General features: G+C 51.5%; 15 protein-coding genes. 4 read left to right on the top strand and 11 right to left on the bottom strand.

The features are described 5' to 3' along the window. Positions 1–34 precede the first annotated feature (34 nt). The 7 genes from HF685_RS13570 to HF685_RS13540 form a co-directional block, all read right to left on the bottom strand. Positions 35–1,336 (bottom strand): MFS transporter, encoded by a 1,302-nt coding sequence (locus HF685_RS13570; protein WP_168820456.1) that lies wholly within the window; start codon positions 1,334–1,336, stop codon positions 35–37. A 2-nt stretch (positions 1,337–1,338) separates the two neighbouring features. Next, the gene (locus tag HF685_RS13565; protein WP_168820455.1) at positions 1,339–1,707 is read right to left on the bottom strand and encodes a cupin domain-containing protein; all 369 of its coding nucleotides are present in this window, start codon (positions 1,705–1,707) and stop codon (positions 1,339–1,341) included. Then, positions 1,704–3,776 carry an alginate lyase family protein gene (locus tag HF685_RS13560; protein WP_246218623.1) on the bottom strand — a complete coding sequence of 691 codons (2,073 nt, stop codon included), beginning with the start codon at positions 3,774–3,776 and terminating at the stop codon, positions 1,704–1,706. Before HF685_RS13560 ends, HF685_RS13565 begins: the two co-directional genes overlap by 4 nt. A gap of 116 nt (positions 3,777–3,892) precedes the next feature. Further along, a complete protein-coding gene (locus HF685_RS13555) occupies positions 3,893–6,121 on the bottom strand; it encodes a polysaccharide lyase 6 family protein (RefSeq protein WP_211051201.1) in 2,229 nt (742 codons plus the stop codon). 177 nt (positions 6,122–6,298) lie between these two features. Beyond that, entirely contained in the window at positions 6,299–7,039 is a 741-nt protein-coding gene (locus tag HF685_RS13550) for a FadR/GntR family transcriptional regulator (protein ID WP_168820452.1), read from the bottom strand. A 212-nt stretch (positions 7,040–7,251) separates the two neighbouring features. Further along, positions 7,252–10,308 carry a TonB-dependent receptor gene (locus tag HF685_RS13545; RefSeq protein ID WP_168820451.1) on the bottom strand — a complete coding sequence of 1,019 codons (3,057 nt, stop codon included), beginning with the start codon at positions 10,306–10,308 and terminating at the stop codon, positions 7,252–7,254. 548 nt (positions 10,309–10,856) lie between these two features. Then, positions 10,857–13,433, bottom strand: a complete 2,577-nt coding sequence (locus HF685_RS13540) for a TonB-dependent receptor (protein ID WP_168820450.1) — start codon at positions 13,431–13,433, stop codon at positions 10,857–10,859. A gap of 280 nt (positions 13,434–13,713) precedes the next feature. Here HF685_RS13540 and HF685_RS13535 point away from each other — a divergent pair, with 280 nt between their 5' ends. Continuing rightward, positions 13,714–14,538: a Coq4 family protein gene (locus tag HF685_RS13535; protein WP_168820449.1), complete on the top strand. Its 825-nt coding sequence runs from the start codon at positions 13,714–13,716 to the stop codon at positions 14,536–14,538. Positions 14,539–14,542: 4 nt separating this feature from the next. Here the strand turns inward: HF685_RS13535 and HF685_RS13530 are convergent, their stop codons facing one another. Next, entirely contained in the window at positions 14,543–16,270 is a 1,728-nt protein-coding gene (locus tag HF685_RS13530) for an acyclic terpene utilization AtuA family protein (RefSeq protein WP_246218622.1), read from the bottom strand. Positions 16,271–16,431: 161 nt separating this feature from the next. Here HF685_RS13530 and HF685_RS13525 point away from each other — a divergent pair, with 161 nt between their 5' ends. The 3 genes from HF685_RS13525 to HF685_RS13515 are packed head-to-tail and all read left to right on the top strand — an operon-like array spanning position 16,432 to position 19,488. Further along, a complete protein-coding gene (locus HF685_RS13525; RefSeq protein WP_168820448.1) occupies positions 16,432–17,238 on the top strand; it encodes a class II aldolase/adducin family protein in 807 nt (268 codons plus the stop codon). Continuing rightward, positions 17,235–18,038: an SDR family NAD(P)-dependent oxidoreductase gene (locus tag HF685_RS13520; protein ID WP_168820447.1), complete on the top strand. Its 804-nt coding sequence runs from the start codon at positions 17,235–17,237 to the stop codon at positions 18,036–18,038. Before HF685_RS13525 ends, HF685_RS13520 begins: the two co-directional genes overlap by 4 nt. Before the next feature lies 1 nt (position 18,039). Beyond that, positions 18,040–19,488 (top strand): flavin-containing monooxygenase, encoded by a 1,449-nt coding sequence (locus HF685_RS13515; protein WP_168820446.1) that lies wholly within the window; start codon positions 18,040–18,042, stop codon positions 19,486–19,488. Between the two features lie 493 nt (positions 19,489–19,981). Here HF685_RS13515 and HF685_RS13510 read toward each other — a convergent pair whose 3' ends face one another. The 3 genes from HF685_RS13510 to HF685_RS13500 are packed head-to-tail and all read right to left on the bottom strand — an operon-like array spanning position 19,982 to position 23,371. Continuing rightward, positions 19,982–21,352 (bottom strand): mechanosensitive ion channel family protein, encoded by a 1,371-nt coding sequence (locus tag HF685_RS13510; protein ID WP_211051197.1) that lies wholly within the window; start codon positions 21,350–21,352, stop codon positions 19,982–19,984. 3 nt (positions 21,353–21,355) lie between these two features. Next, positions 21,356–22,372 (bottom strand): zinc transporter ZntB, encoded by a 1,017-nt coding sequence (locus HF685_RS13505; RefSeq protein WP_168820445.1) that lies wholly within the window; start codon positions 22,370–22,372, stop codon positions 21,356–21,358. Between the two features lie 30 nt (positions 22,373–22,402). Continuing rightward, positions 22,403–23,371, bottom strand: coding sequence for a cation diffusion facilitator family transporter (locus tag HF685_RS13500; RefSeq protein WP_168820444.1), 969 nt, complete (start codon positions 23,369–23,371; stop codon positions 22,403–22,405). Positions 23,372–23,586: the final 215 nt, after the last annotated feature.

Raw genomic sequence — 23,586 nt, 5'->3', positions numbered from 1 at the left:
TTTTCCCTGTTATTCAAATAGGAGGAGGTTGTGGTTAAGTTGTTTTGGGTTTGAGAGGCTTGATCTCGCCGCATAATATCCAAACACTGGCAATCGCAGTGAGCGCCAGAAATGCACCAAGGACAAAAACGGAGAAGTAATTGGCTCCGGCCGTCATGATCGGGACAAGAAACGTTAATGCCGCCGCCGTGAGCTTTGCCGCCATCCCGGAAATACCCGATAATGTGCCGACAGTCCGTTTGCCATAGAGGTCACTTGGGAGCGTTTGTACATTCCCGATAGCAGTCTGGAAGCCAAACAGGATCGTGAACATCAGCCCCAAAGCCAGCCACGGGGTGGACGCCACCGACAGAGCCAACAAAGCAGGCAGCATGATCAGACAGCCCAGCGTGATCGTGAATTTACGTGTCTTGTTAACAGTCCATCCGGCACTCAGCCGATTTTGCGCCAATATGCCGCCAAACCATGCGCCAAACATTGCGCCAACATATGGCAGCCATCCAGATGCGACCAAATCTTTGACGTTGAAATTATGGACTTCGAACAAATATGTCGGGATCCAGACAATGAACAACCACCAGATCGGATCGATCGCGGCAGATGCTATGATAACACCCCAGCTTTCTTTACGCGAAAGAAGTTCGCCGGTTGACGGATTATACCCATCATCATCTTCACCACCGACATCCTCAGTTTTTTGTCCGGTAAGAATATACTCACGCTCTTCATCCGACAGCCAGTCGTGAGTCTCGGGCGGTCCTTTTACGATGACCATCCAGGGCACAAGCCAGAGCAGTCCGACAACACCAACAAGAATGAAGATAATCTTCCAATCCAGATAGAGCGCCATATAGCCGATCAATGGAATCGAGATAATTCCACCAATGGCTGCGCCGGAATTAAATATCCCCTGCGCCAGCGCGCGTTCCTTTGTCGGGAACCATTCTGCGTTCGCCTTTGTTGCGCCGGGCCAGTTACCTGCCTCTGCAACACCAAGAACAGCGCGGAAGAAACTGAAACTGAGGACGCCTTGCGCAAAAGCATGCGCAGCAGTCGCTAAAGACCAGACCCCGATCGACAATACGAAACCCAACCGCGTTCCGATCCAGTCAAAAATTTTCCCGAAGATCGCTTGACCAGCCGCATAGGCAAAAATGAAAACAGTGGAGACAATGCCGAGAATATATTTGTGGCCATCTGCATCCATTTCCGGAAAGAGATCCGGGGCGATATGTGCGGGCCACAAAACATTGATCGTTTGCCGGTCAATATAATTGATAATTGTCGCCAGCGCGACAAGCCCAACAACCCACCATCGTAATCCATTTGTTTTCATGATCAGTTCCCCCCTCCGAGAAAATCTTCCCTGACGGGATTGAAAATGTCGAGCAGCGACCCTGCTTCTATGCATGTAATTCCATGATCGGTATCGGGCGTGATTGCGACGCTGTCGCCAGCCACCAGCTCCTGTTCCTTTCCGCCCGTCATCGCGCGAAACCGGCCGGATTCAATATAGCTGATCTGGCTATGCGGATGCTGGTGAACGGTGCCAGCGACGCCAGAATCAAACCATAGTCGGCAGAGCATCAGATTGGGACCATAAGTCAAAATCTGTCGTTTGATTCCCGGTTCAAGGTCTTCGACCGGCGCTTCGGACGCATGGACAAATGTTTCGCTTCGATGTGTCTGCGTTAAGGTATCGCTCATTGGGAACCTCCACCCAACCGGATGTGATCTGCGAAGCCTGTCCAGTTGACTTTCGTGCCATTTATCATGGCATTATGTTTTTTGGTCTCATCCTGATCATAGGAAATCGCGAGCACCGATTTTTCGCCCGTCAGTGTTTCGATTAGCAGCAGATCCACGTCGCCATCGCGCGTATGTTGAATGGACTTAATCTGGCTGTCACTATCCGTCGTCCGCTCCGCTGCGCCATCATAACGGCCATGGGCCTCCAGCACACTTGCAAAGACTGAACCTCCCGCTGCCTTGACCCGCTGGACAATCATTTGCTCGCGGCGGAGATTGAACTCGGGATCATTGGCACCACTTTCGGCCAATATCGCTTCGCTGCCCGCCTGCGGAATCCAGCGCGACGTATAGAACCGATCATCGTTGATCCATGTAACAAAGGCCTTGTCGGCGCTTTCAGGATTGGCTGTGGCATCGACCCAGATGTGCTGATAACCATTGTCGCTGCCCAGCACTGGCCGACTTTCAACATTGGACTTCAGATCAAATCCTACCCGCATGATATGGCCGTTATAGTGAAGCGGCATGTCATATTGATGGCTTCCCTGGCCATTCACCCGCATTACGTCTGCAACCAACGGATGGTTCAACCCATCCAGCTCAAGCAGCGCCAGGGTGCGGGTAAAATCTACTCCGGGATAAGCACCGGTCATTTTCGCAGTACTGATCTGGCTCCCCGCCTTGTCAGAAAAATGTAACTGCTCGGGCGCTAATTTATCTGCTGCTTCGGCATCACCATCAAAGTGGCTTTTCCCATCAACTACGAGCGTATTATGCGCGATCGTCTGTTTACCCCAAGTCTCGTTTTCGGGGAGATAACGACCGCCGTGCTTGGCCTCGATATTCAAAAACCGCGCCGCGCCATAGTCGCTGACAATTTCATGGCCATTGTCATAATATTGCCAGCTTAACTTATCGAAATGGCCATGCCCCATGCCCTGCGAGCTATTCTTGGCAATCAGCGCCTGCCCGCTTGTGCTATCACCATTGCGCAGGACTGCGACTGCACCCTGATCGCCTTCGCGGCCATCACTGAGCAACATGGATTGGAAAGGAAATGGTTTCGCCTTGCCGGCGGCCAGATCATTCGCAACCAGCTTGCCAGCATCAGTCAGCACCGTGCGTCCTTGCCATTGCGCGATAGACAGCAATCCGGGGTCCCGTGTCTTGCTATAGGCAACCGCGACGCCGTGATACAGTTCGTCGGTTTTCAGACTTTTATCCCGGATCGCATCGTTAAACGGGAAAAAATACCCGTCATAGGTCAGCTGGATAGTGGTGCGCAGCGCCTTGAGCAAAATGCCGTCGCGATGCTCGAAAATCTTGCGGGCCGGATCGTTATTTTCAATCGCACCCGCAAAAACCACAAAGGGCTTTAGCGCAAACCGCTGATAATAGGGGCCTTCGGTATAATAGCCATCGGGCGAAAAGAGCAGTTCGCTTTGGCGTAAAAACCCGGTCTCTCCGTTTTTGTCGAGTCCAAGCAGAGCGATATCGACCAGTTCCTTTTCACCCAAAACATAGCCTGTCATGCCAACGCCAGCCGTCGCCCATGTCGCATGGTTGTGAATTTTGCTAAATGTCACTGCCGAGCCAGTAGAGAGAAACTCTGCCGCCTTGCGGAACAGATTATCGTCGATATTTTTGCGGTCAACTTCAGAGAGGCTATCGCGAATAGCTTCATATCCCTGAATGCTATCTACCATCCACATCGCGTCGTTCAGCACCTGCCAGAAAAGCCGCCCCGAACCCTGACTATCTTTGCGAGCAGGATGCTCGCCTAATGTTGGATAGATTTCAGCATAAGCAAGCAAAACATCACGTACATAGTCGGCATATTTCTGTTCGCCGGTTAGCTTGTAAAGCTGTCCACCCTGATAGATGGCCGTGTAATTTTGCTTATGCTGTTCGTGGGTGTAACCGCCGCCTGGATCTTTTGGGACTGGCACGACAACGCCGGCATCCATCATCAGCGCCAAGAATTTTCTGGAGCGCTCGACTTCTTGTGCGAATAGTGGCGCCATATCCGTTTTCAATGAGTTGGCCGCTACAACTGAACTCACCTGGGAGGAGGTTGGGGTTTCAGCAGCAGCGGCCGTATATGCGGTGCATAGAAATGTGATTAAGAGAAGCGACCCTCTCATTTCGACACCGCATTGGAAAAAATATTGTCGGACAAATCGACACGGGACGCCCCTTGATAGTTCAGTTCCTCGACGACCGGAGCGGGCGTATTTTCAAACTTATTGTCTGCCACTTTGGTTTCCGGCGTGCCGACCGTCTGGATGATTTTCAGCGGAGCCGAGTCGATGAAACGGTTATCCGTGATGTCATTATACTGAACGCCGTGCAGCACGATTGATGCTCCAGAACTGTTGTTCGCGCTCTTGCCGACATTTTCGACTGTGGAATCCCGCATCGTGAAATGTGGACCAAAAGTGCTTTCATCCCGCCCACCGCGATAGATATTGGCAATTGCGCTGTCGATGTTGCGGAATGTCGTGTCCGAGATGTCGACATAATCGGCATTATACTGGCCGTAATCTTCGGTTTCCGCTGCCGCCTGAATGATTGATCCCGAAATCTTGTCAAATATACTATCCTTGATCGTTACGCGGTCCGCCATCGAACTTTTGCCCAAGCTTATGACATTGAAGGACTTGTTCACGGACAGATTGGTAACAGTCACGTCTTCCAGCCGGATTTCAAAGTTTGACTGGATCGGATAGCTGGTCGTCCGGATCACCGAATTACCAACCGAGTCCGGGGCTAAATCGCCGATTATTTTGAGATTGGAAAGCTTGAGATTGCCACCTTCTTTTATCTCGAACAGATTGGGCCGTGCAAAACTGATCGAAACAATCGACGCTCCGGTTTGCTTTGCGGGGCCTTGAAGCGTGATGGCTTTATCGAGGGCCATTACTCTATTGACGATATAATGACCGGATGCGAGCGACAATGTGTCGCCATTTTTCGCAGCAACAAATGCTTCGGTCAGGCTATCTTCACCGGGCGACACTTCGACAGTTTTGCCGCCACCAAAGGGATCATCATTTTTTGGCTTGGGATACCAAGAGACGCCGACCTGATCGAGCGTGACCGGTTTCAGGTCACGCGATGCGCCCATTTTTGCCAGTGCGGGATCTTCGGGATAAACTAGGCCATTCTCACCGCGCGTCATGGCAACAGCCTGCCGCTTAATTCCTGCGATTGGCTGTGCCGCCTTGCCCTTGACCAATATGTTATTGGTAAATTTGATGCCCGAAATATCGGCATCAATGTCTACCAAATTGCCTTCTGACGAGCCGCCCAATATGTTGTTGGACAGCCGACTGTTGACCGGCGCAGCGGAACGCTCTTCATCCGCGCCTGCTCCCAAAGTAATTCGCTTGCTGTCGATAATCGTATTATTTTCAATCACCGCGCCATCAACCTGCACATAGCGATTAACCGGCGAATTGGGTACGCCGTTCATCACGGTCAACGCGCTCACAAAGCCGGTTCCGTCCAGCCCTTCCATATAATTGTTGCGCACCGTCTGGTTGCGGTTGATCACCCTGATGCCGCCGGTATGCGCCTTGCCTCTGCCCAGAAAAACATTGTTCTCGACCAGAGTGCCATCGCCATGCCGAAAAACCAGCGCGCCGCGTGACTGATCGAAGACATTGCCGCGATAGATATTATTGCCTGATTTGGAGGAGATGATTTCCACCTCTCCATCGCAGCGATCAAAATAATTGTTCTCGACCAGCGTGTTTGAATTGAACATCGAATAATGGCTGGTCCCGATCCGTAGCGTCTCACCTCCATTCGAACCAAGCACCGGGCGAGGTCCAAAATAATTATGGTCGATGCGATGGCCATTTTCCTGGCTTTCTTTGCTGTCGAGCCGGACAGCGAAGGTCACGCCCTTATTGGTTTTGCCAACCAGATGATTATGATCAAACCGGTTATTCTTGCCGTACATGGCAACCCAGTAATCGTCATCATAGCGGTCAGGTTTGCTAAAATGGTCAATCACCACTTCGGTTACACGGCTGTTCCGTGCTAGATCATCTTTTGAACGGCGGAACGAAATGACTTCACCGGTCGGGCTATAACCATTTTTGAAAACCAGACCGGAAACCAATATATATTCGCCGCCAATGCGGAGGTTTGATTGACCGGTCAGCAATACTTTGCCGGGGTCTTGGGAGGTCAGGATAATCGGCTTGGCCTTGGTGCCCTTGCCTGATATTTTAATTTCAAAATCCTGCCATTCGCCATTGGCCAAAGTGACAACATCACCGGCCACTAGCTTTTTGGCTGCGTCGTTATATTCGGCCTGGTTTTTGACGAGATATTGCTCGGCATGAGCGGGAACCGCCACCAGCCAAAAACACGAAGTTACAAGGCACAGCCTCGACCACATTCCCCGTCATCCTCTCTACATTCTTGTCGAATCTGGCTATCAGGCAAACACTACCGAGTCAACCAATTGGAGCTACCAAATATCAGTTTTTGTTAATACCAATTGACATAACCAATTAGCATGGAGGTCTGACCCTTAGCCGATCTTGGCAGACGTCAAAAAGCGCTCTCGGCTCTCATTGGCACGTTGCTGAACTTCTTCCATTGCCCGCTTTTCCGTTGCATCAAGCATCGCCTCAATCAGGCGACGAAAATGACTATGCATTGCTTGCCTCGCTGCCAAGGGGTTGCGTGCCGCAAGAGCATTGTAAATTTCCTGATGCTCGTTGGTTCTGGTGCTGGTATCCAGTTCACAAATGGATTCGTAAGCTGCCTTTACGTCGGGAAGCTCCTCGCGCATCCTCCAGAGCGTTTTGATCGTATGAACGATCGCAGCATTACCGGAAGCCTCAGCAATAGTAATATGAAATTGCTGATCGGCTTCCGTCGAAACATCCTCGTCGCTGGAACCCATTGCCTTGATAAACTTTCCCAATTTGGCAATGCCCTCATCGGAAATATTCTGCGCAGCCAGCGCTGCTGCCTCGGCTTCAAACAGCGATCTTGCTTCGGTCAGCTCAAAAGCGCTGACATCTGGCAATTGACTTTCGTCTTCAGGTTGACTCTCACAAACATAGACACCGGAACCCGTTTTAATCTCAATCCGGCCGATCGCCTGAAGCGCGATTTCGGCTTCGCGGATTGTGACCCGGCTGACCCCAAATCGTTCTGCCAATTCCCGTTCGCCGGGAAGCCGTGCACCGGCTGGGAACACGCCTTCTCTAATAAGATCGGTTATCTGTTCTGCAACACTGTGGAAAAGTCGCTTTTCGCTCATTCTATCACTCTATCCCATTGGCAAACCAAAACTTTGCGCCGCTTTTGAACCCTACCTTATCTTCTTACCAATTGTCTACTCCAGTGACACTAGCACATTAGGTGCAAAATGGCGCAGCAGGTTCAAGCTCCCGCTACGCCACCCCCCTGTTGGAGTTCTGGTAAACCGAAGTCCTGAGTCGCGAGACTCAAAACCTGCGGTTGATATATATTCTAGAATTTGATGCTTGCACCAAATGTCAGTCTGCGGTCTGGCAGTCCCTGGAAGCAGAGCAATGCACCATCATTGACACAATATTGCTCAATCTTGGATTTGGTGAGGTTCACACCCTCAACGCCAATGTTGATATTATCCGTGAGATCATAGGTGATGCTGCCATTCAGCTGCCCTCTGGCCGCGGTAACGACCGGGAAACCAAAGGTACTCGTAAGCGTGGCACCACCGGCGGTATCGTTTGTCCGGAATGCGCTACGCCATGTGTAGCGCGCCCGTGCCGACAGGCCATATTTCTCATAGAATGCGGTGACGTTGTAAGCATGTTTCGAGAAGTCGAGAAGACCCTGCACCGCAGAATAGGTGACAAAATTATTGTCATTATAAATGCCGTTAATCGCGTTGAAAATATCTCTTCCGCGAGGCGCAGCATTATTGGTCGCAGTACCTCCACTGAATTTCTGGTAGGTATAGTTTGCTGCAAGACCAAATCCTGATGCAAACCCGATGCTATCCTCGAAACTGGAAAGATCATACTGAAATGCAACTTCAACGCCTGTTTGCTTTGTGCTTCCGGTGTCGTTTATTTTGGTCAACCTTCCGACACACAGCCCGTTGCCCGGGATATTCGACAGAACGTTGCGATCAGGAATCGGGTTATAGATACCGCCACCTTCACAAGGAGGTGTGATGTCGACAAATCCGTTAATATCAACTGCTGGCGGATCCAGCTGATCGACAAACAGGTTTTTACGTTTCTTGTGGAACACACCGACGCTGATTACCGCCGCTGGCGCGAAATACCATGAAAGCGAAGCATCATAAGATGTTACGGTTTCAGGTGCCAAACCTGGATTACCAATTGCCACCGGGTTATTCGGACCGGTACCAAAATTAACAGAGGTAGATAGGTCGTTAAAGTCCGGACGGTTTATATCTTTACCGAAGCTTGCGCGGGCAACCAGTTGATCGCTCAAATCTGCGGTCAAATTGACACGTGGCAACAGTTCATCATATTTGCCAGTCGTGCTAACCAGAGCCACGCCACCGGGTGTAATTTGGTTTCCCAATGAAGTGATATTCGTCATCACATACCGCAAACCAGCGTTACCGCGGACGGGTCCGAATTCAAAATTCAATTGCCCGTACACAGCATTCGTTGTTTCGCTGATGTCGAAGAATGCACCGGGATCCGAAACCGGATCACTCAACAAGGGATTGCCTGCTGCGAGACGGGTTATTCCGGTAGGAGTTGAATTAAGGGCGGCTTGCAACTTGGCTAATGTGCCCGCCTGATCAGAGAAAGCAAGACCCTGATCTACGACAAGAAAGTCACGGAAAGCCAGCTCTCTACCATCGAAATCGCCAAAGGTGGATTTGCCGGGAACGAGAATATCCGCGAACAGTGTACCACGCGGGCTCTGTCTGATATCGCCCGTACCGAATGTCGACCGGATTTGGTCAAATTTAGTTGACGATTTGTTGTAACGATAACCCCAATCAAACGAGGTGATAAATCCGGTCACATCGTCAAGTTCGAGCGACATATCAAGGCGCGCAGCGGTTTCATCATTCTTGGTTTTGTTGTTGCCTACAGTTACGGCATCCAGAACGACATTGGCCGGATCAAGCAATTGAGCGGTTGTTGGCGCGGTTGGTGAAGCAGAATTGATACCGAACGTCAGCGCTCCACCGGTAAAATCATATGCAAACGGCGTGGGATTTTCGTTCTGATTGCGCGTGAGAGCAAATCCGTTGGGATTGATAAAGTTCACCGTGGTGCTCAAATTGGGATTGGTCGTCTTGGAATCTGTTCTTGACAGTTCTGCACGAGCCGAAAAGCGACCGCTTTCAAATTCCGCGCCGCCTCTGAAGAGCGTGTTGGTCGTGAGACGCGCACCTGTATCGCTTGAAAAGCGCAGGTTAGGGTCTTCATCATCGGCAGCCAGAGTCGCTTCAAGCGTACCTTTTGATGCGACCTGAATACTGCCCAGCTGCACACCGTCCAATGTGCCAAAATCTACGGTTTCGAAAGCGGTGGGAACGCTAAAGTCCAGAAGACTACTTACACCCGACCCCTGAACCCGCGAACTCTCTTGGCGACGCGTCTGGTCGTTATAAAAACCGTCAAAATAGAATTTAAGGCTGTCGCTTGGAGCCCATTCCAGCGACCCGGAAATATTATAGGTTTCATATTTGAAATTCTCCAGCTCCTGGTTGAGGAATTGAATTCCGACAAAGTCGAAGTCTTGCGCAGCAGGACGGGCAGCCGGAAGCTGCGTGCTGGTGCCTCTGACCACTGTCGCATTCCTGTTTTCAACAAGGCCACCATCACGATCGACACGGGGACGGAAGGAGGTTGAATCCAGTTTGGAATAGTTTCCGCTGACCACAATCCCCATTTCACCGTCACCAACATCCCATTTTTGCCCGAAGCTACCGGAAATTCTAGGTGTGATACTTTTTGATAGTTCACTATATTCGCCTTGGGCGCGGAACGAGATTAAAGGATCACGCAAATCAAGCGGACGAATGGTACGCAGATTGATGGTACCACCGACAGACCCTTCAGTCGTCATCGCCGTTGGCGCCTTCGTGACTTCGACAGCCGCGATAATAGAAGCAGGAACATCTTCAAAGCTGATGCCGCCACGGCCCGTACCCGATCCCACTGTGCCAACGCCGTTTATTTCAATCCGGTTATCATTGGTACCGCGGATCTGAACGCCAGTACCGACACCTGCTGTTCTGGTGATCTGGACACCCGTGATGTTTTCGAGAACTTCGGCAAGGTTTTGATCGGGCAGCTTACCAATGTCTTCCGCCTGGATCACTTCGACGAGGCTATCGGCATTGCGCTTCTCGTCGAGCGCCTTTGCAAGGGAACCGCGAATACCAGAAACAATAATTACGTTATCATCCGCAGGTGCATCAGCCTCAGCTTCCTGGGCGAACGCCGGCGTTGCCGCCATCGTCATCGCCGTACCTGCTAAAAGCACAGCCGCCAAGCTCCGCCGTGAACTGCTGTTAAATGCCGAAATTCCTGCCTGTTTCATCGAATCTTCTCCCATGTGTTTTGGTATTTGATCGGGAATTGCCTTGGACTAACCTATTTGTCAACCTATAACATATACCTTTATAAATTTTTCTGTCATACCAATTATACATACCTTACAGAAGTTCGAAAATGCGCCGCCGCTAAGTCGCAACTGCCAGAATACCGGCCCGCAGCGTTGCTCGGCAATTTTTAAGAATATTTCTTTTGGAACCAGCACCGTCATCCAAACGCCCGGACCTCAAGCGCAATGTGGCGAATATTTTGCGTATTGAGCTAATCTTTTTCTTTTCTCATTTGCTCGACGCAACGGCGGGACCGAAGGAAAAAAGAACGGCGTCATGCTCAACGCGGGTTGGCGCAAGGAACTGGAGCGGGCCGAGGCATTGGCGGCAATCCCCGTTGATCAGCAGGCGGAGGCTGAAAGCAGTCGTTTGGCCACCTAAATATGGCAGACGACAATGCCAAGCTTGTCTAATGGCTATGGCAGAAAAAGAGCCGGAGAATCGAAATTCTCCGGCCCATATCATTGATCAACGAGGAGGCTGATCAGAATTCAAATTCCAAACTCAAACCGTATGTTGCGGGGTCACCATAAATGACTGAACCAAAGCCGAGTTGGCCAAAGTCGATACCGCGAGAGACATATTCTTTATCGAGAATATTCTTGCCCCAAAGTTGCAGCGAGAACTCGGCACCACCAAGATTAATATCATCCAGTCTCAACTGAGCATCCACCAATGTGCGCGCACCCCCTCCGGTCTCCTGTTGGAATGGTGATGTCAGCGGATTGCCGAAAAACAAGATCGACGAAACATGGCTGGCACCCACCCGCGCTGTCAGGCGAGTATCGCCGTCTCCAATGGGAGCGCTGTAGGTTATACCGGCGTTGGCCGTGGTTGATGGCGAGTTACCAGCCACAAAGGCGGACCCGATATTTTGAACCACGCCGTTGACATCGGTTGAAGGGAATTCCTTGGTTTTTTGATCAATATAGCCAAATGACCCATCTATCGAAAAGGCGTCTGTGATCTGCCAGCGGGCTTCGACCTCAACGCCGAGATATTTGGTTTTACCCGCGTTCACAATCTGGGTCCCGAAGCTACCGCCACCAACAATTGGAATGGGAACCGTCGCCTGTTGATCTTCATAGATGTTGTAGAAAACTGCGCCATTTAATGTCAGTCCGGGGATCAACTGCGTCTTTGCACCCAGTTCATAAGAGGTGATTTTTTCCTCGTTAAACGGAATCAAGCCGACATTATTGGCAACGCTGGTCGCTTGACGGGCGTTGAAACCGCCGGTGCGATAGCCTCGGGCCGCCCGTGCATAGAGATTTACATCGTCATTTGCGCGGTAGTCGATGGTAAAGTGACCCGTTGGCTCTGAAAACTTAGCCGAATTCGAGTTTAGCGCCCGTTCGGCCGGAGTGGTAAAGGGAACCGCGCCGTTTTGCGTGACTGTCATCTCTTTCTTGTCCCACGAATAACGCAGGCCAAGAGTAATACCTAGAGCTCCGTCTTCACCGCCAGGTCGGTAAGTGCCCTGACCGTAGATCGCGTAGGATTCACCCCTGACGTTATATCCCAAGGTCGAAGCCTGAACCACAGCGCGGAATTGTGTTCCGTTTGCTGTATTGGCGGCTCTTAATCCTGGACCAAAATTCGGACCGAAATTTGCGTCGCTGAACACCGCTTGGTTGGTATCCAGGATGAACGCAAAGGTTTGCGGATTGAGTTCCGTCCCCGTTTCCTTGAAATAGAAACCACCAACAACCCATTCAAAATTGGTTCCGGTTCCGCCGATAATTTCGACTTCCTGGCTGAACTGACTTTGTTCCCGATCGTTTCGCGCCTGAAACAATGGCTGGGTTGTGGTCGGAACAGCTTGCCCTTGCAGGAACAGAGCGGTCGGATTCATAGGTCCACTAAATGGCGGAACAAGGAAGCCGGTGATCGAAGCAGGCAGGCCATTAAAAGTGCTCGTCTGGGCAAAAACCGGACCAGCGATTGTTCCAAGACCGTCAAGGTCACTGCCCCGAATTTCATTTTTCCATCCCCGGAACGCGGTGGTAGAACGAACCGTCACGGTATCAAGATCGAGCTCCAGCCGCGTCATATTTCCGCGAATAATGTCCGTGGACAGGCCTGCGCCTTCCAGACAGATGGAATCGAGGCGCGCACGTTGCACGCTAGCCAGCGGCACGCCGCACTGTGGTTCCAGTGCTGCTGTATTGGCCAGATAACCACCAACATTTGCGGGCTGAACCTGAGAAAATGTATTTCCACCGATTGTGACATTGGGACGGAACACACCATCACCGACACCGGACAATTGGTTTGCATGAGGCACGCCATCAATTTTCGACCAGTCAGCAATATTGGTGAGTTTCAAATTATCGGTAATATCGAGTTCGAATGCCAGGCGTGCGGCGTGCGTTTCATTTCCGCCCGGATCGAGGCTTTTGTCGGGCTGCAAAATATTATCAACAACGCCATTCCGCTTCTTGTACATATATCCCAGCGAGATCCGTCCGGAATCAAAAATCGTACCGCTGTTCAGGATGATACGGGCTTGCTTTTGATTGTAGTTACCGTAGCCCAGCTTCACTTTAGCGCTGGCTTCTTCGCTTGGTGCTTTGGTGATGAAGTTTACTGCACCACCAGTAGTATTCCGTCCAAAGAGCGTACCTTGCGGACCGCGAAGAACCTCGATCCGTTCGATGTCGGCAACCTCAAACGAGGAAGCTGACGAACGCGCCAGATAAACGCCGTCCAGATACAGGCCAATCGGGGAGTCGAAACCCTGCGTCTCATCCGCGTTTGTTGGAATGCCCCGGATCGTAATCACCGATGCCGTTGCATTGGTTGTGCCGCCATTGACCGCAACATTCGGAGCGAGGCCGCTTAAATCTTGCGTCTGGGTGATGCCCTGCAGTTCAATGGTTTCACTCGAGAGAGCCGAAATCGCGATCGGTGTCTCTTGTAGATTTTGCTCACGTTTATTGGCAGTCACAATGATGATATCATCTCTGACGCCGCCTTGATCCTGCGCGTATGCAGGTGAATATAATGCCCCCAAAGCGGCGCCCGCCAGCAGTGATTTCATAACCCGATATTTTGCCATTAAAATTATCCTCCCAGATGCTCGAAATTGCGCGTTTCTTTTACTTATTACCAATCCCGTCCCAGAACTCGTAATATTTGTCAATAGATATTCCGCAATATGCTAGCCAAAACAAGCTTGAGCGCCTATGTGCGTAACATGATTATCGCAACAATCCGCATTCAGGCAAGCATCTGCAATTTTTCTGATCATCCCGATTATACCGAATTTTTCAATATTGACCCTGATTTGCGAAATCATCAAAGTTGCGTTTTCACACAGTAAACCATCGGAGAAAAAAATGGATGATACCCCCTATCTCGCTCGCGGCGTACAAATGCTTGGCACAGATTCCTCCATTTTGATCTCATCATCGAAATATCTGAATGACCCGCGACTGCGCGAATGGGTTGCCAAAATTGCGCTGAAAAAAAACGGATCCGACTACCCGCCGGCTGCCGAGATGTATGAGCTAATCAACATATTGAACGACATGCGTGATTATGATCGGCTGGAAGCGCTGCTCAAGGAAGAGCGAAAGGATAATCCTCTTCTCGATAGCTGGCTTGCGGAAGGCTATTGTTCCGATTATGCAATTGATGACTTGAAGGATTGCGCACCGGGAACGGTTGGCGGCATCTACTATCAGGCTGCAACAAAAGGCAGCTACGAAGTACAGATCGTCCCCAATTTCAAACCGCAAAATCAATGGCAATATTACTCGCTGCGTGCCGGGCAAACGCATGATTACGAACATATTCTAACAGGCGCGGGTTTCAATTATATCGGCGAACTACTCCCCTACTGGTTCCGCCTCGCAACCATTGATACGCATATCAAGAACAAGGAGCTGGCCGGTGAGATGAACGTCATGGGGATTTTGGGCACAACGCGTTACTTGATCCGCACCGTACTGCATTATCCCGAGACCTGGGGTGCGGCGCTGAAATGTATCGAACAAGGTATATCTATTGGCCGCAATTCTGATCCGTTCTGGATGGCAAAGATGGAAGATGTCTGGAATACGCCGCTCGAAGAAGCGCGCGCGCAGCTGGGCGTTCGGGGAGCGGTCGATCTGGATACTGAAGCAGAGGGTGAAATTTGGTCGGGATTGAAACCCAAATGATTAGCTAAACCCTGCGTATTCGGGGTGGCACAGAAACAGGAAAGTTCATCAGCCGCTGCGCAATGGACTTGGCCGCCGGATCAAGCCGCTGGCTTTGGTTTATTCCGCCCGGCAACGCGCCATCAAGCGTGATGTTAAAGGCGTCGATACCCGGCACATCATAAGTCGTCACCGTAAACCGGCCCAGATCGGTAAACCAATCCGTGAGCGAAGCCTCCGTTAGCGAACTACGCAACGATGCAAGATTTTCAGGCTTGCGGGCGATGATCGCGATGTTGATCATCTCACCCTTTTCGCCGCTTCTTGCAAACGCCAGTTTTTCGAGCGGCACCGTCTCAAGCGTTTCGGTATCGAGCTTGGGCACTGGCGGGCGCTCTATCATTGCTGGCGCAAATCCCGACTGAACATTCTCTAAAAAATTTTCTCCATTAATCTGCGCGATCACACCAGTTTTCGGAACCAGAAATGATCCCAAATGCATCACCGGCTGTATCTGTATACCGAAGCTAACGCTCGTCCCCGGCGACATTGCAGAAATCGAAGAAAACTGTTCACGGGCAAACATCTGACAGGGCAGCATATCGTCATGTTCGACGATTAGCTTGAGCAGGATTTCTTCATTGCCACCAATCATAACAGCTTCTGTCCGCAGCCAGTCGGCCATTCCGCGACCGCGCAGCATCATGCTGCCACGCGCAAACATTGCTGCAGCCTGCTTCTTTGCCTTGGCACGGGCGTCTGGACCGATTATCGGCTGATAAGCAATTCCGCGCCAACCATCATCCCAGGTTGCGCAAGCCTTTAAGCTATCTGTCGCCGAATAACCTTTAGCACCGGTAACGCGCACCCGGTCATCGCCGACTTGCTCCAAGGTAACCTGAGTGAAATCGCAAACTACATCAGGCACAAAATAAGTCTGCGGATCGCCCACTTCATACAACAATTGTTCGGCTACCGTACCAACGGACACTAGCCCGCCACTATTCTCTGGCTTGGTAATTATACAGCTGCCATCGGCACGGCATTCTGCAATGGGCGAACCAATATTCTCCCATCCCTCGACATCGCGCCAATCGGTGAAGGTTCCGCCTGTCACTTGTCCGCTGCATTCAATCAAATGGCCTGCAACCGTACCAGCGGCAAGCCGATCCCAGTCATCGACGGCCCAACCAAATTCATGAATTAGCGGCCCCAGTGTCAGCGCGGAGTCCACCGTGCGGCCGGTGATTACGATATCCGCTCCATCCGCCAATGCTGCCGCTATTGGCATTGCACCCAGATAGGCGTTGATACTCGTATATCCTGATGAAGGTAGCAGTGCACCGGTGAACATGTCCGGTGTGCCGGCTAAGTCTGCCGCACGATCCATCAAATCATCACCTGAGATGCAGGCGACTTTGAGTTTTAATCCAAGTTCGTCAATCTTGCTTCGCACATCGCTAGCCAAACCAGCCGGATTAACCGCGCCCGCATTGGCAATAATACGCACGCTTTTTTCGGCAATCTGTTGCAGAAACGGCCCGACATGGACATCCATAAAATCGGAAGGATAGCCGCTTTTCGCATCCTCCTGCCGCATCCGGCCAAACAGCCCCATCGCGCCCTCGGCGAGATAATCAAACATTATGTAATCTACATTGGTAGCGAGAAGTTGGGGCACCGCCATGGCGCTGTCGATAAAGAACGCGCTACCGCCACCAATGCGAACAACTTTATCTATTGATTGATCCAAAATACTCTCCACTCAACATATTCGTAATTAATTGACTTGATTTTTACGCAAACAAACGCGTAAATGCTATAAAAATCGTTAAACGCGTTAAAAAATGATATGTAAATTGAGAAATATGCCGAATTTCTTGACGCTTCCAATGCCTCGAAGGGGAACAGCCAATGAATGCACCGGTTCGAAGCAACCCCATGCTCCAAAAGCTGGCTCCAAGACCAGGCCGCTATCCGCTGCTACCCGAATTGACCGCGCATCAGGAACTGGCACTATTGTGCCGGGCACTACACCGTGAAGGATATGACGATCATGTTGCGGGACATGTTACCCTCGCAGAACCGGATGGCAGCTTTCTCGTCAATCCCTGGGAACTCGCATGGGACGAAGTGACCGCCGACGACATCATCCGCTTGGATGGCAATGGATCAGTAATTGAAGGGGAATGGAACGTCACCCCGGCTATCGGACTGCATTTGGCGGTGCATCAGCGTCGTCATGATCTGAAAGTCGTCATCCACAATCATCCGCGCTGGGGGTTGGTGTGGTCAGCTTCTGGACGCGTACCACCAATCTATGACCAAACATCGGGTCAGGTCGAGGGCGATCCGGTTTTTTATGACGAATATGCCGGAACGGTCGATGGCGCTTCAGAGGCTGAGGCCGCAGCTGAGGCTCTTGGCAACGAAAAATGGGCGATCCTGAAAAACCATGGCGTGTTCGTGGTCGCCAAAGATATTAGTCAGGCGCATCTGCGGGCGATCACGCTGGAGCATCGCTGCCGGTTGGCGTGGCAAGTCGAGGTGCTAGGCGGAGGGCAACACATCACCGATCCCGAAAGCTTGCGCATGGCACAAATGTCCGATGATCTTGGCTTCCCGTTTCTGTGGGAAGCAATGGCGCGCAAGGAAATCCGTCTGGACGCTCGCGTGCTTGGTGAGGATGGAGCGAACGCAATCAAGGAGAGCGGAGCATGACAGTTGCGGTAATCACAGGTGCGGCAAGCGGCATTGGAGCGGGATTGGCGCACCATGCGGCATCGCTCGGTATGAAACTGGTGCTGGCGGATTGGGATGCGCCGGCGGTGAAAGAAGTGGCGGATAGTCTCTCAACCGAAGTCATTGCTGTTCCCACCGATGTTCGCGATGAGGCCGCCGTTCAATCGCTAGCCGAGGCCGCCTATGACCGGTTTGGCGAAGTCGATCTTTTGTTTAACAATGCCGGCGTCCTGTCCAGCGGACTGAGCTGGGAAATTGACGCTGCGACTTGGCAGCGCTCGCTCGACATTAATATTGGCGGTGTGGTCAACGTAATCCGCGCCTTTGTGCCGCGTCTGATTGCAGCGGATCGTCCGTCGCGCATTATCAACACATCCTCTGTGGGCGGGTTTTTGACATCCCCGTTCATGGCACCCTATTCTGCGACCAAATTTGCGGTTGTCGCCATTTCCGAAGCACTGGCGGGGGAACTCATAGCAACAGGCAGCAAGGTTCATGTCTCGCTGCTCGCTCCCGGTCCGGTGAAAAGCGCGATTATGGATGAGCATGCCCCGGCGGCGACCGCTGAATTTATGACCATGTTGCGGGATATGAACGACGAAAATGGCATGATGCCCGATGAATTTGCTCCGCTGGTTTTTGACGCCATTGAACGCGGCGAATATTGGATTGTGCCGCAACCCGAAGCGCTCGACCCAGCGCTGCGTGAACGGACCGAAATGATATTGGAGCGGCGGCCTCCAGCCAGTTTCAACCTATTAAGCGGGGATAGAGAATGAGATGACAAAACGCTTTGCAATTATCGGTGCCGGCATGTCCGGAATATTGGCGGCCATTAAACTACGCGAGGCGGGCCATGAAAATGTCCGGATATTCGAAAAGGCTGATGAGATCGGCGGGACGTGGCGGGACAATGTTTATCCCGGTCTGAACTGCGATGTTCCTGCGCATTGTTACACTTATGAATTCGCTCCCAATCCCGAGTGGAGCGCGCTCAATGTCTCGGGACCAGAGATACAGGAATATTTCAAAAAGGTCGTTGCTGACTATAATATCCGTCCGCTGATAAGCTTTAACGCCGAAGTCAAGCGCATGGTCTGGAGTGATGGCCATTGGGATATGGAACTGTCCAATGGTGAGAGCCATCATGCGGATATCGTTATCGGCGCTACCGGCGTCCTGCACCACCCGCGCTGGCCTGACATTGCGGGTCTTGATAGCTTTGCCGGCACGGCAATGCATACGGCGCGATGGGATAATAGTGTCGATCTGTCGGGCAAACGGATTGGCATTATTGGCAATGGTTCAACCGGTGTTCAAATGGCAACCGCGCTGGGCAAGGCCGGACATGAGATCAAGCATTTTCAACGCTCGCCGCAATGGATCATGCCGATCCCCGCCCAAGAATATAGCGAAGCAGAAAAGGCAGCATTTCGCGCCGACCGCGCCGCGATAGATGCCATTCGCTATGACGAAGAATATTGGTTCCGCGTACGCCGTTTCACCACCGCCATCGCAAATCCGGATTCTTTGGAGATGGCGGAGATAGAGGATTTTTGCCGCAGCAATCTCGAACAATCCGTGGTTGATCCTATATTGCGTGCCAAGCTGACCCCCGATTATCGTGCCGCCTGCAAGCGGCTGATCTATTCGCCCGACTATTACCAGGCCGCGCAACTACCAAATGTGGAAACGATCGTCGGAGAGATCGAGCGCATTGTGCCGGAGGGCATCGTTATGGAAGATGGCACGCTCCACGAGGTTGACATTCTTGCGATCGCAACCGGATATCATAGCGACCGTTTCCTTCGGCCCATAGAAATCAAGGGGCAAAATGGAGCAGACCTGGAAGCCGCATGGGCGGAACGCTGTGTTGCCTATTACGCGATTATGATCCCGGATTTCCCCAATCTGTTTATGCTCAACGGACCAACGTCGCCGGTTGGCAATTTTTCACTGATCGATATTGCCGAGAAACAGTGGGATTATATCGAGCAGCTGCTCGCACCGTTGCTGACTGAAAACGCAAAAGCCGTTACCGTGACAGACGAAGCTTTGGCCACTTACGAAAAAAAGCGCGTCACTGCTGCAAAGAACAGCATATTCGGATCGGGCTGCACAAGCTGGTATCTTGATAGCACCGGCGTTCCGATAACTTGGCCCTGGGATTATCAAGCATTTGAGGATGCAATGGCCAAGCCAGAGCTTGAAGCATTTGAATTTTCATAGCGGGTTAACCTTGGCACCCATTTCAAGACCGGGGGCCTCCCCTTATGTTCAACGGGCCTATCTCGGCGTAATCCATGTATTTATGAGTCTTGTCGGCATGGTGCACCAAAGAGAAGCATGATTTTCGAAGTCTTTTCAAAGATAAGAATTCAGCCAAGAACTCTGCTAATCCAACTATTCGGGTTGCTGTATCGCAAGCTTGCCGCTTAATATCAACCAACCAGATGGAACCAATGCTCCGCTAAATTGCGCAGCCGTCAGTGCCAAATGTACTGACGACGGAGAGGATGCTCACGCGTGGGTCATGGTCGGTCCTATAGCTTTATGCGGCGGTGATGGCTTCGAAAAATACACCGTCGTTCGCTGCTTCATTACCAACGGGCTGGATGTGTCAGGATGATTTTGAGATGGAGAGCCAAAGAAGGCGGAGGGACTTCGGTCGTTTTGCAATTAACTCCTGACCTGCTGCGTTGATCAAATCAGAGAATAGTCCCTAGTCCTCGGTGGCGTTCTTGATCATATGCAGATCGCGCTGCGGGAATGGGATGGTGATATCATATTTCGCCAGTGCTGTTTCAATTTCCCAGCAATAGGTCGCATGGACCTTGGCTGGTCTCTTGGTCGCCTCGTCGGTTAGCCAAACGACCAGTTCAAAATCGAGACTGCTATCGCCGAAATTCACCAACCAGACATCGGGTTTGCGGTTTTTGAAGCCTTTTAGCGTGAACTCCACATTGTCCGCCGCCTCCAATATCGCCTTTTTGACAAGATCCTTGTCCGTTCCATAGGCGACTCCGACCGGCACATGGATGCGCCGCTTGGCTTCGCGCAACGTCCAGTTAATTACGCGCTTGTTGATAAACTCCGAATTCGGAATCAGCATATCAATATTGTCATTGGTTGTGATCAGTGTGCTGCGGACGTTGATTTCACGTACTTCTCCGGTGATGCCGCCCTCCAGATCAATAAAATCACCAACCTTGAGCGTCTTTTCGAGAATGATGATAATGCCAGCGACGAAGTTTGAGAAAATCGACTGGAGACCAAAGCCAATGCCAACGCCCAGAGCGCCAGTGAACACGGCAAAGGCGGTCAGGTCGATGCCGACCATGCTTAGAGCGAAGAAAATCGCAACACCAATCATCAATATCCGGATCAGCTGGCTGAACAGCCCGCGTACCGAAGGCGTCATCCGCTCGGACTTGTTCAAGCGCGCTTCGATAATCCGCGAAAGAAACGACGCGCCCCAGACCAGGCCGATAGCAATCAACAATATCTTGCCTATGTCGAGCAGCGACAGATCCTCGCCCAGCGGTATGGCGAGACTATCGATGAACGACACGAGCGGCGCAAATAACCGCAAAACTACGAGCATTGCCATCATCGAAGTGATCGTAATGATGGTCCAGCGCCAGAACATATCCTTGCTGGTCAATGCAAAGGCGCGAATGATCACGTTGGCGACCAGTATAGCTCCGACAATGCGCATAAAGTCAACCGGAATACCCCGGCCGGCGAAACCGGAAATGATCAGCCACAATATGCTGCCCGCGACCGCCGGATAAACCAGGCTCCTCGCTACTGCCTCATAGCGCCCGCCACGAAAAGATTCCGCAATGGCAGAGAAAAACTGCCCGGTAGACGCCCGTAATATCCGGGTGATGATAAGCGCCAGAACGAGCGAAACAACGATGCCGCCTAGTTGCAGCCAGATCGTGTTCGATTGCAGTTCGGCGGTGAGGAGATTGAAGAAGGCATTGAAAAAACTGCCCCATTGCGTGAACAGGCCACCAATTTCACCGAGCGAAGGAATATCCTGGACATCGGGAAGGCTAGCCGCGGCATGGATGGCAAGATCAATCATATATTAAATCCATTTCAGCCGTTTTAGGATGAGTATTTCCAAGACAATAACCACCGACATTATTCCGCATACGAGCCAAAAAGCCAACCCGCTATCCACGCCCGGCATGCCTCCCACGTTGATCCCCAGCAGACCAGTTAAAAAGCTGACTGGCAGAAATATGGCCGCGACTATCGAAAGCGCGTACATCGTCTGATTCATTGATTCAGCCATTTTATTGGCGAGTTCGTCAAGAACCACGACAGCCCGATCTCGAGCCGCATCGAGGTCTTCCAGATAGCGCATTGTCCGGTCTGCGGTTTCCCGAATTCCCATTTTATGGGTAGCGGTCAGCCAGTCCGGTGCATCATATTGCAAGTTTGCCAGTGCCTCGCGTTGTGGCGAAAGATAGCGGCGCAGCGCAACTGTATCCTGCCGCGATTCCGCCAATTGGGAGCGTAATTTTGTCGGCTGCTCGGTTTCAACCTGTTCTTCCAGCGCACCGAGCTTATCCTCCAGCTGAATGATTACATCATTGATTTTCAGCGAGAGTTTTTCGGACAATGACACAAACAAATCCGGCGCGGTGTGCGGCCCATGTCCACTGTCAATCAAATCGCCGAGTACATCACGCGGGGTCAGCAGTTTTTCATAGCGAACGGTGATGATACGATTGGGCTCAACCCACATCCGGATCGCGACCATGTCTTCGGGTTCAGCCCCTTCGTTGAGATTGACTCCGCGCAATATGACCAACAGCCCGTCTTCAACCCGCAGGCTGCGTGGACGCGATTCCTTGGCCAATAATGCGCTGACCACTGACGCGGGGATATTCGATTTTTCATTGAGCCAGGTTATCGCGCGCTCTGAAACGTTATCAAGATGCATCCACAACGGAGCGTCACCTGTGCTCCCGTCTTCAATCTCTTTCCACCCAACCAGCCCCGCGCCACCCTCGCCATCAAGCGCACAACCAAATAGCAGTCCATCCTCGGCTTCAACCTTATGGGCGGAAGGCTTTGGGTTAACTGCACTGGCCATTTGCTAGACTCCTTTGACTACTGAAATCACCTATTTACCATCGGGCGGTGGCTGATCGCTCATTTCTCCGGCTGCAATCGCGGTCGCATGATGCTGGCGCCAGCTTTGCGCTTCAATAAAAATCCGTCTCACTTGTGGAAACTGCTCTTTGATGGTTGTCTCAAAATCAGTGATACATTGTTCGACCTTGTCAGCAGTCAACTTATCGTCAAAATCCACGCTCGCGGCGAGCAATATATCGTCGGGGCCCATATGCATGGTGAGCACCTCATTAAGACCAGAGATCCGGGGATCTTCAGACACAATATTATGGATGCCCTTTATGACTGCTGGCGAAGCGGCCTCTCCAATCAGTAGACCTTTCGCCTCAAAGGCAAGCAGAACGGCAACAAAAGCCAGAACAACGCCGATGCAAATAGACGCAATGCCATCGAGGATCGGCATGTCGAAATATTGCGCACAGAATATCCCGATAAAGGCGATCATCAGGCCCATCATGGCGGCGCTGTCTTCGAACAAAATGGTAAAGACTGTTGGGTCCTTGGAATTACGAACAGCAGCATACCAGGACTGGTCGCCCTTGGTTCGCCGAAATTCCTTGAACGCAACCCACCAAGCCGCGCCTTCGAACACCATCGCCAGTGACAATACGCCGTAGCTCCATTCGGGCGATTTTACCGGCTGAGGGTCACTGATGCTGTGTAGACCTTCATAAATGGAAATGCCCGCACCCACTGCAAAAATCAGGATCGCCACAACGAATGTATAGAAATATAACTCCATCCCGTAACCAAAAGGATGTTTCTCATCAGGCTTGCGCGTCGCCCGGCTCATTCCAAATAGAAGTAACAACTGGTTTCCGCTATCGACGACCGAATGAACGCCTTCGCTGAACATTGCTGAACTGCCAGTGATGGAAGCAACTATAAATTTTGAGACAGCGATCAGGCTGTTTCCAGCAAGCGCTGCATAAACGACAGTTTTGGATCCTGATGCCATAAAAAAAGCGACCCCCTTGTCGCTCTCGAACACCATTCACGACAATGTCCATCGGGTCAAGGGACCGCCAATGGACTGATCTTTTCCAATGGTGGAATCTTGGAAACTCTGACGCTCCATTTCGACGTTGATTCCTGCATCGGGAATTTACAGAAGATATCTCAGGAGTCCTTACATATCTACAGTCATTATAACACTGAGACCGAAATTGAACC

It is taken from the genome of Parasphingorhabdus halotolerans (assembly GCF_012516475.1).
GTDB classification, from domain to species: Bacteria; Pseudomonadota; Alphaproteobacteria; order Sphingomonadales; family Sphingomonadaceae; genus Parasphingorhabdus; species Parasphingorhabdus halotolerans.
Note: the sequence above shows the minus strand (reverse complement) of the source record. Positions and strands in the feature narration are given on the sequence as shown.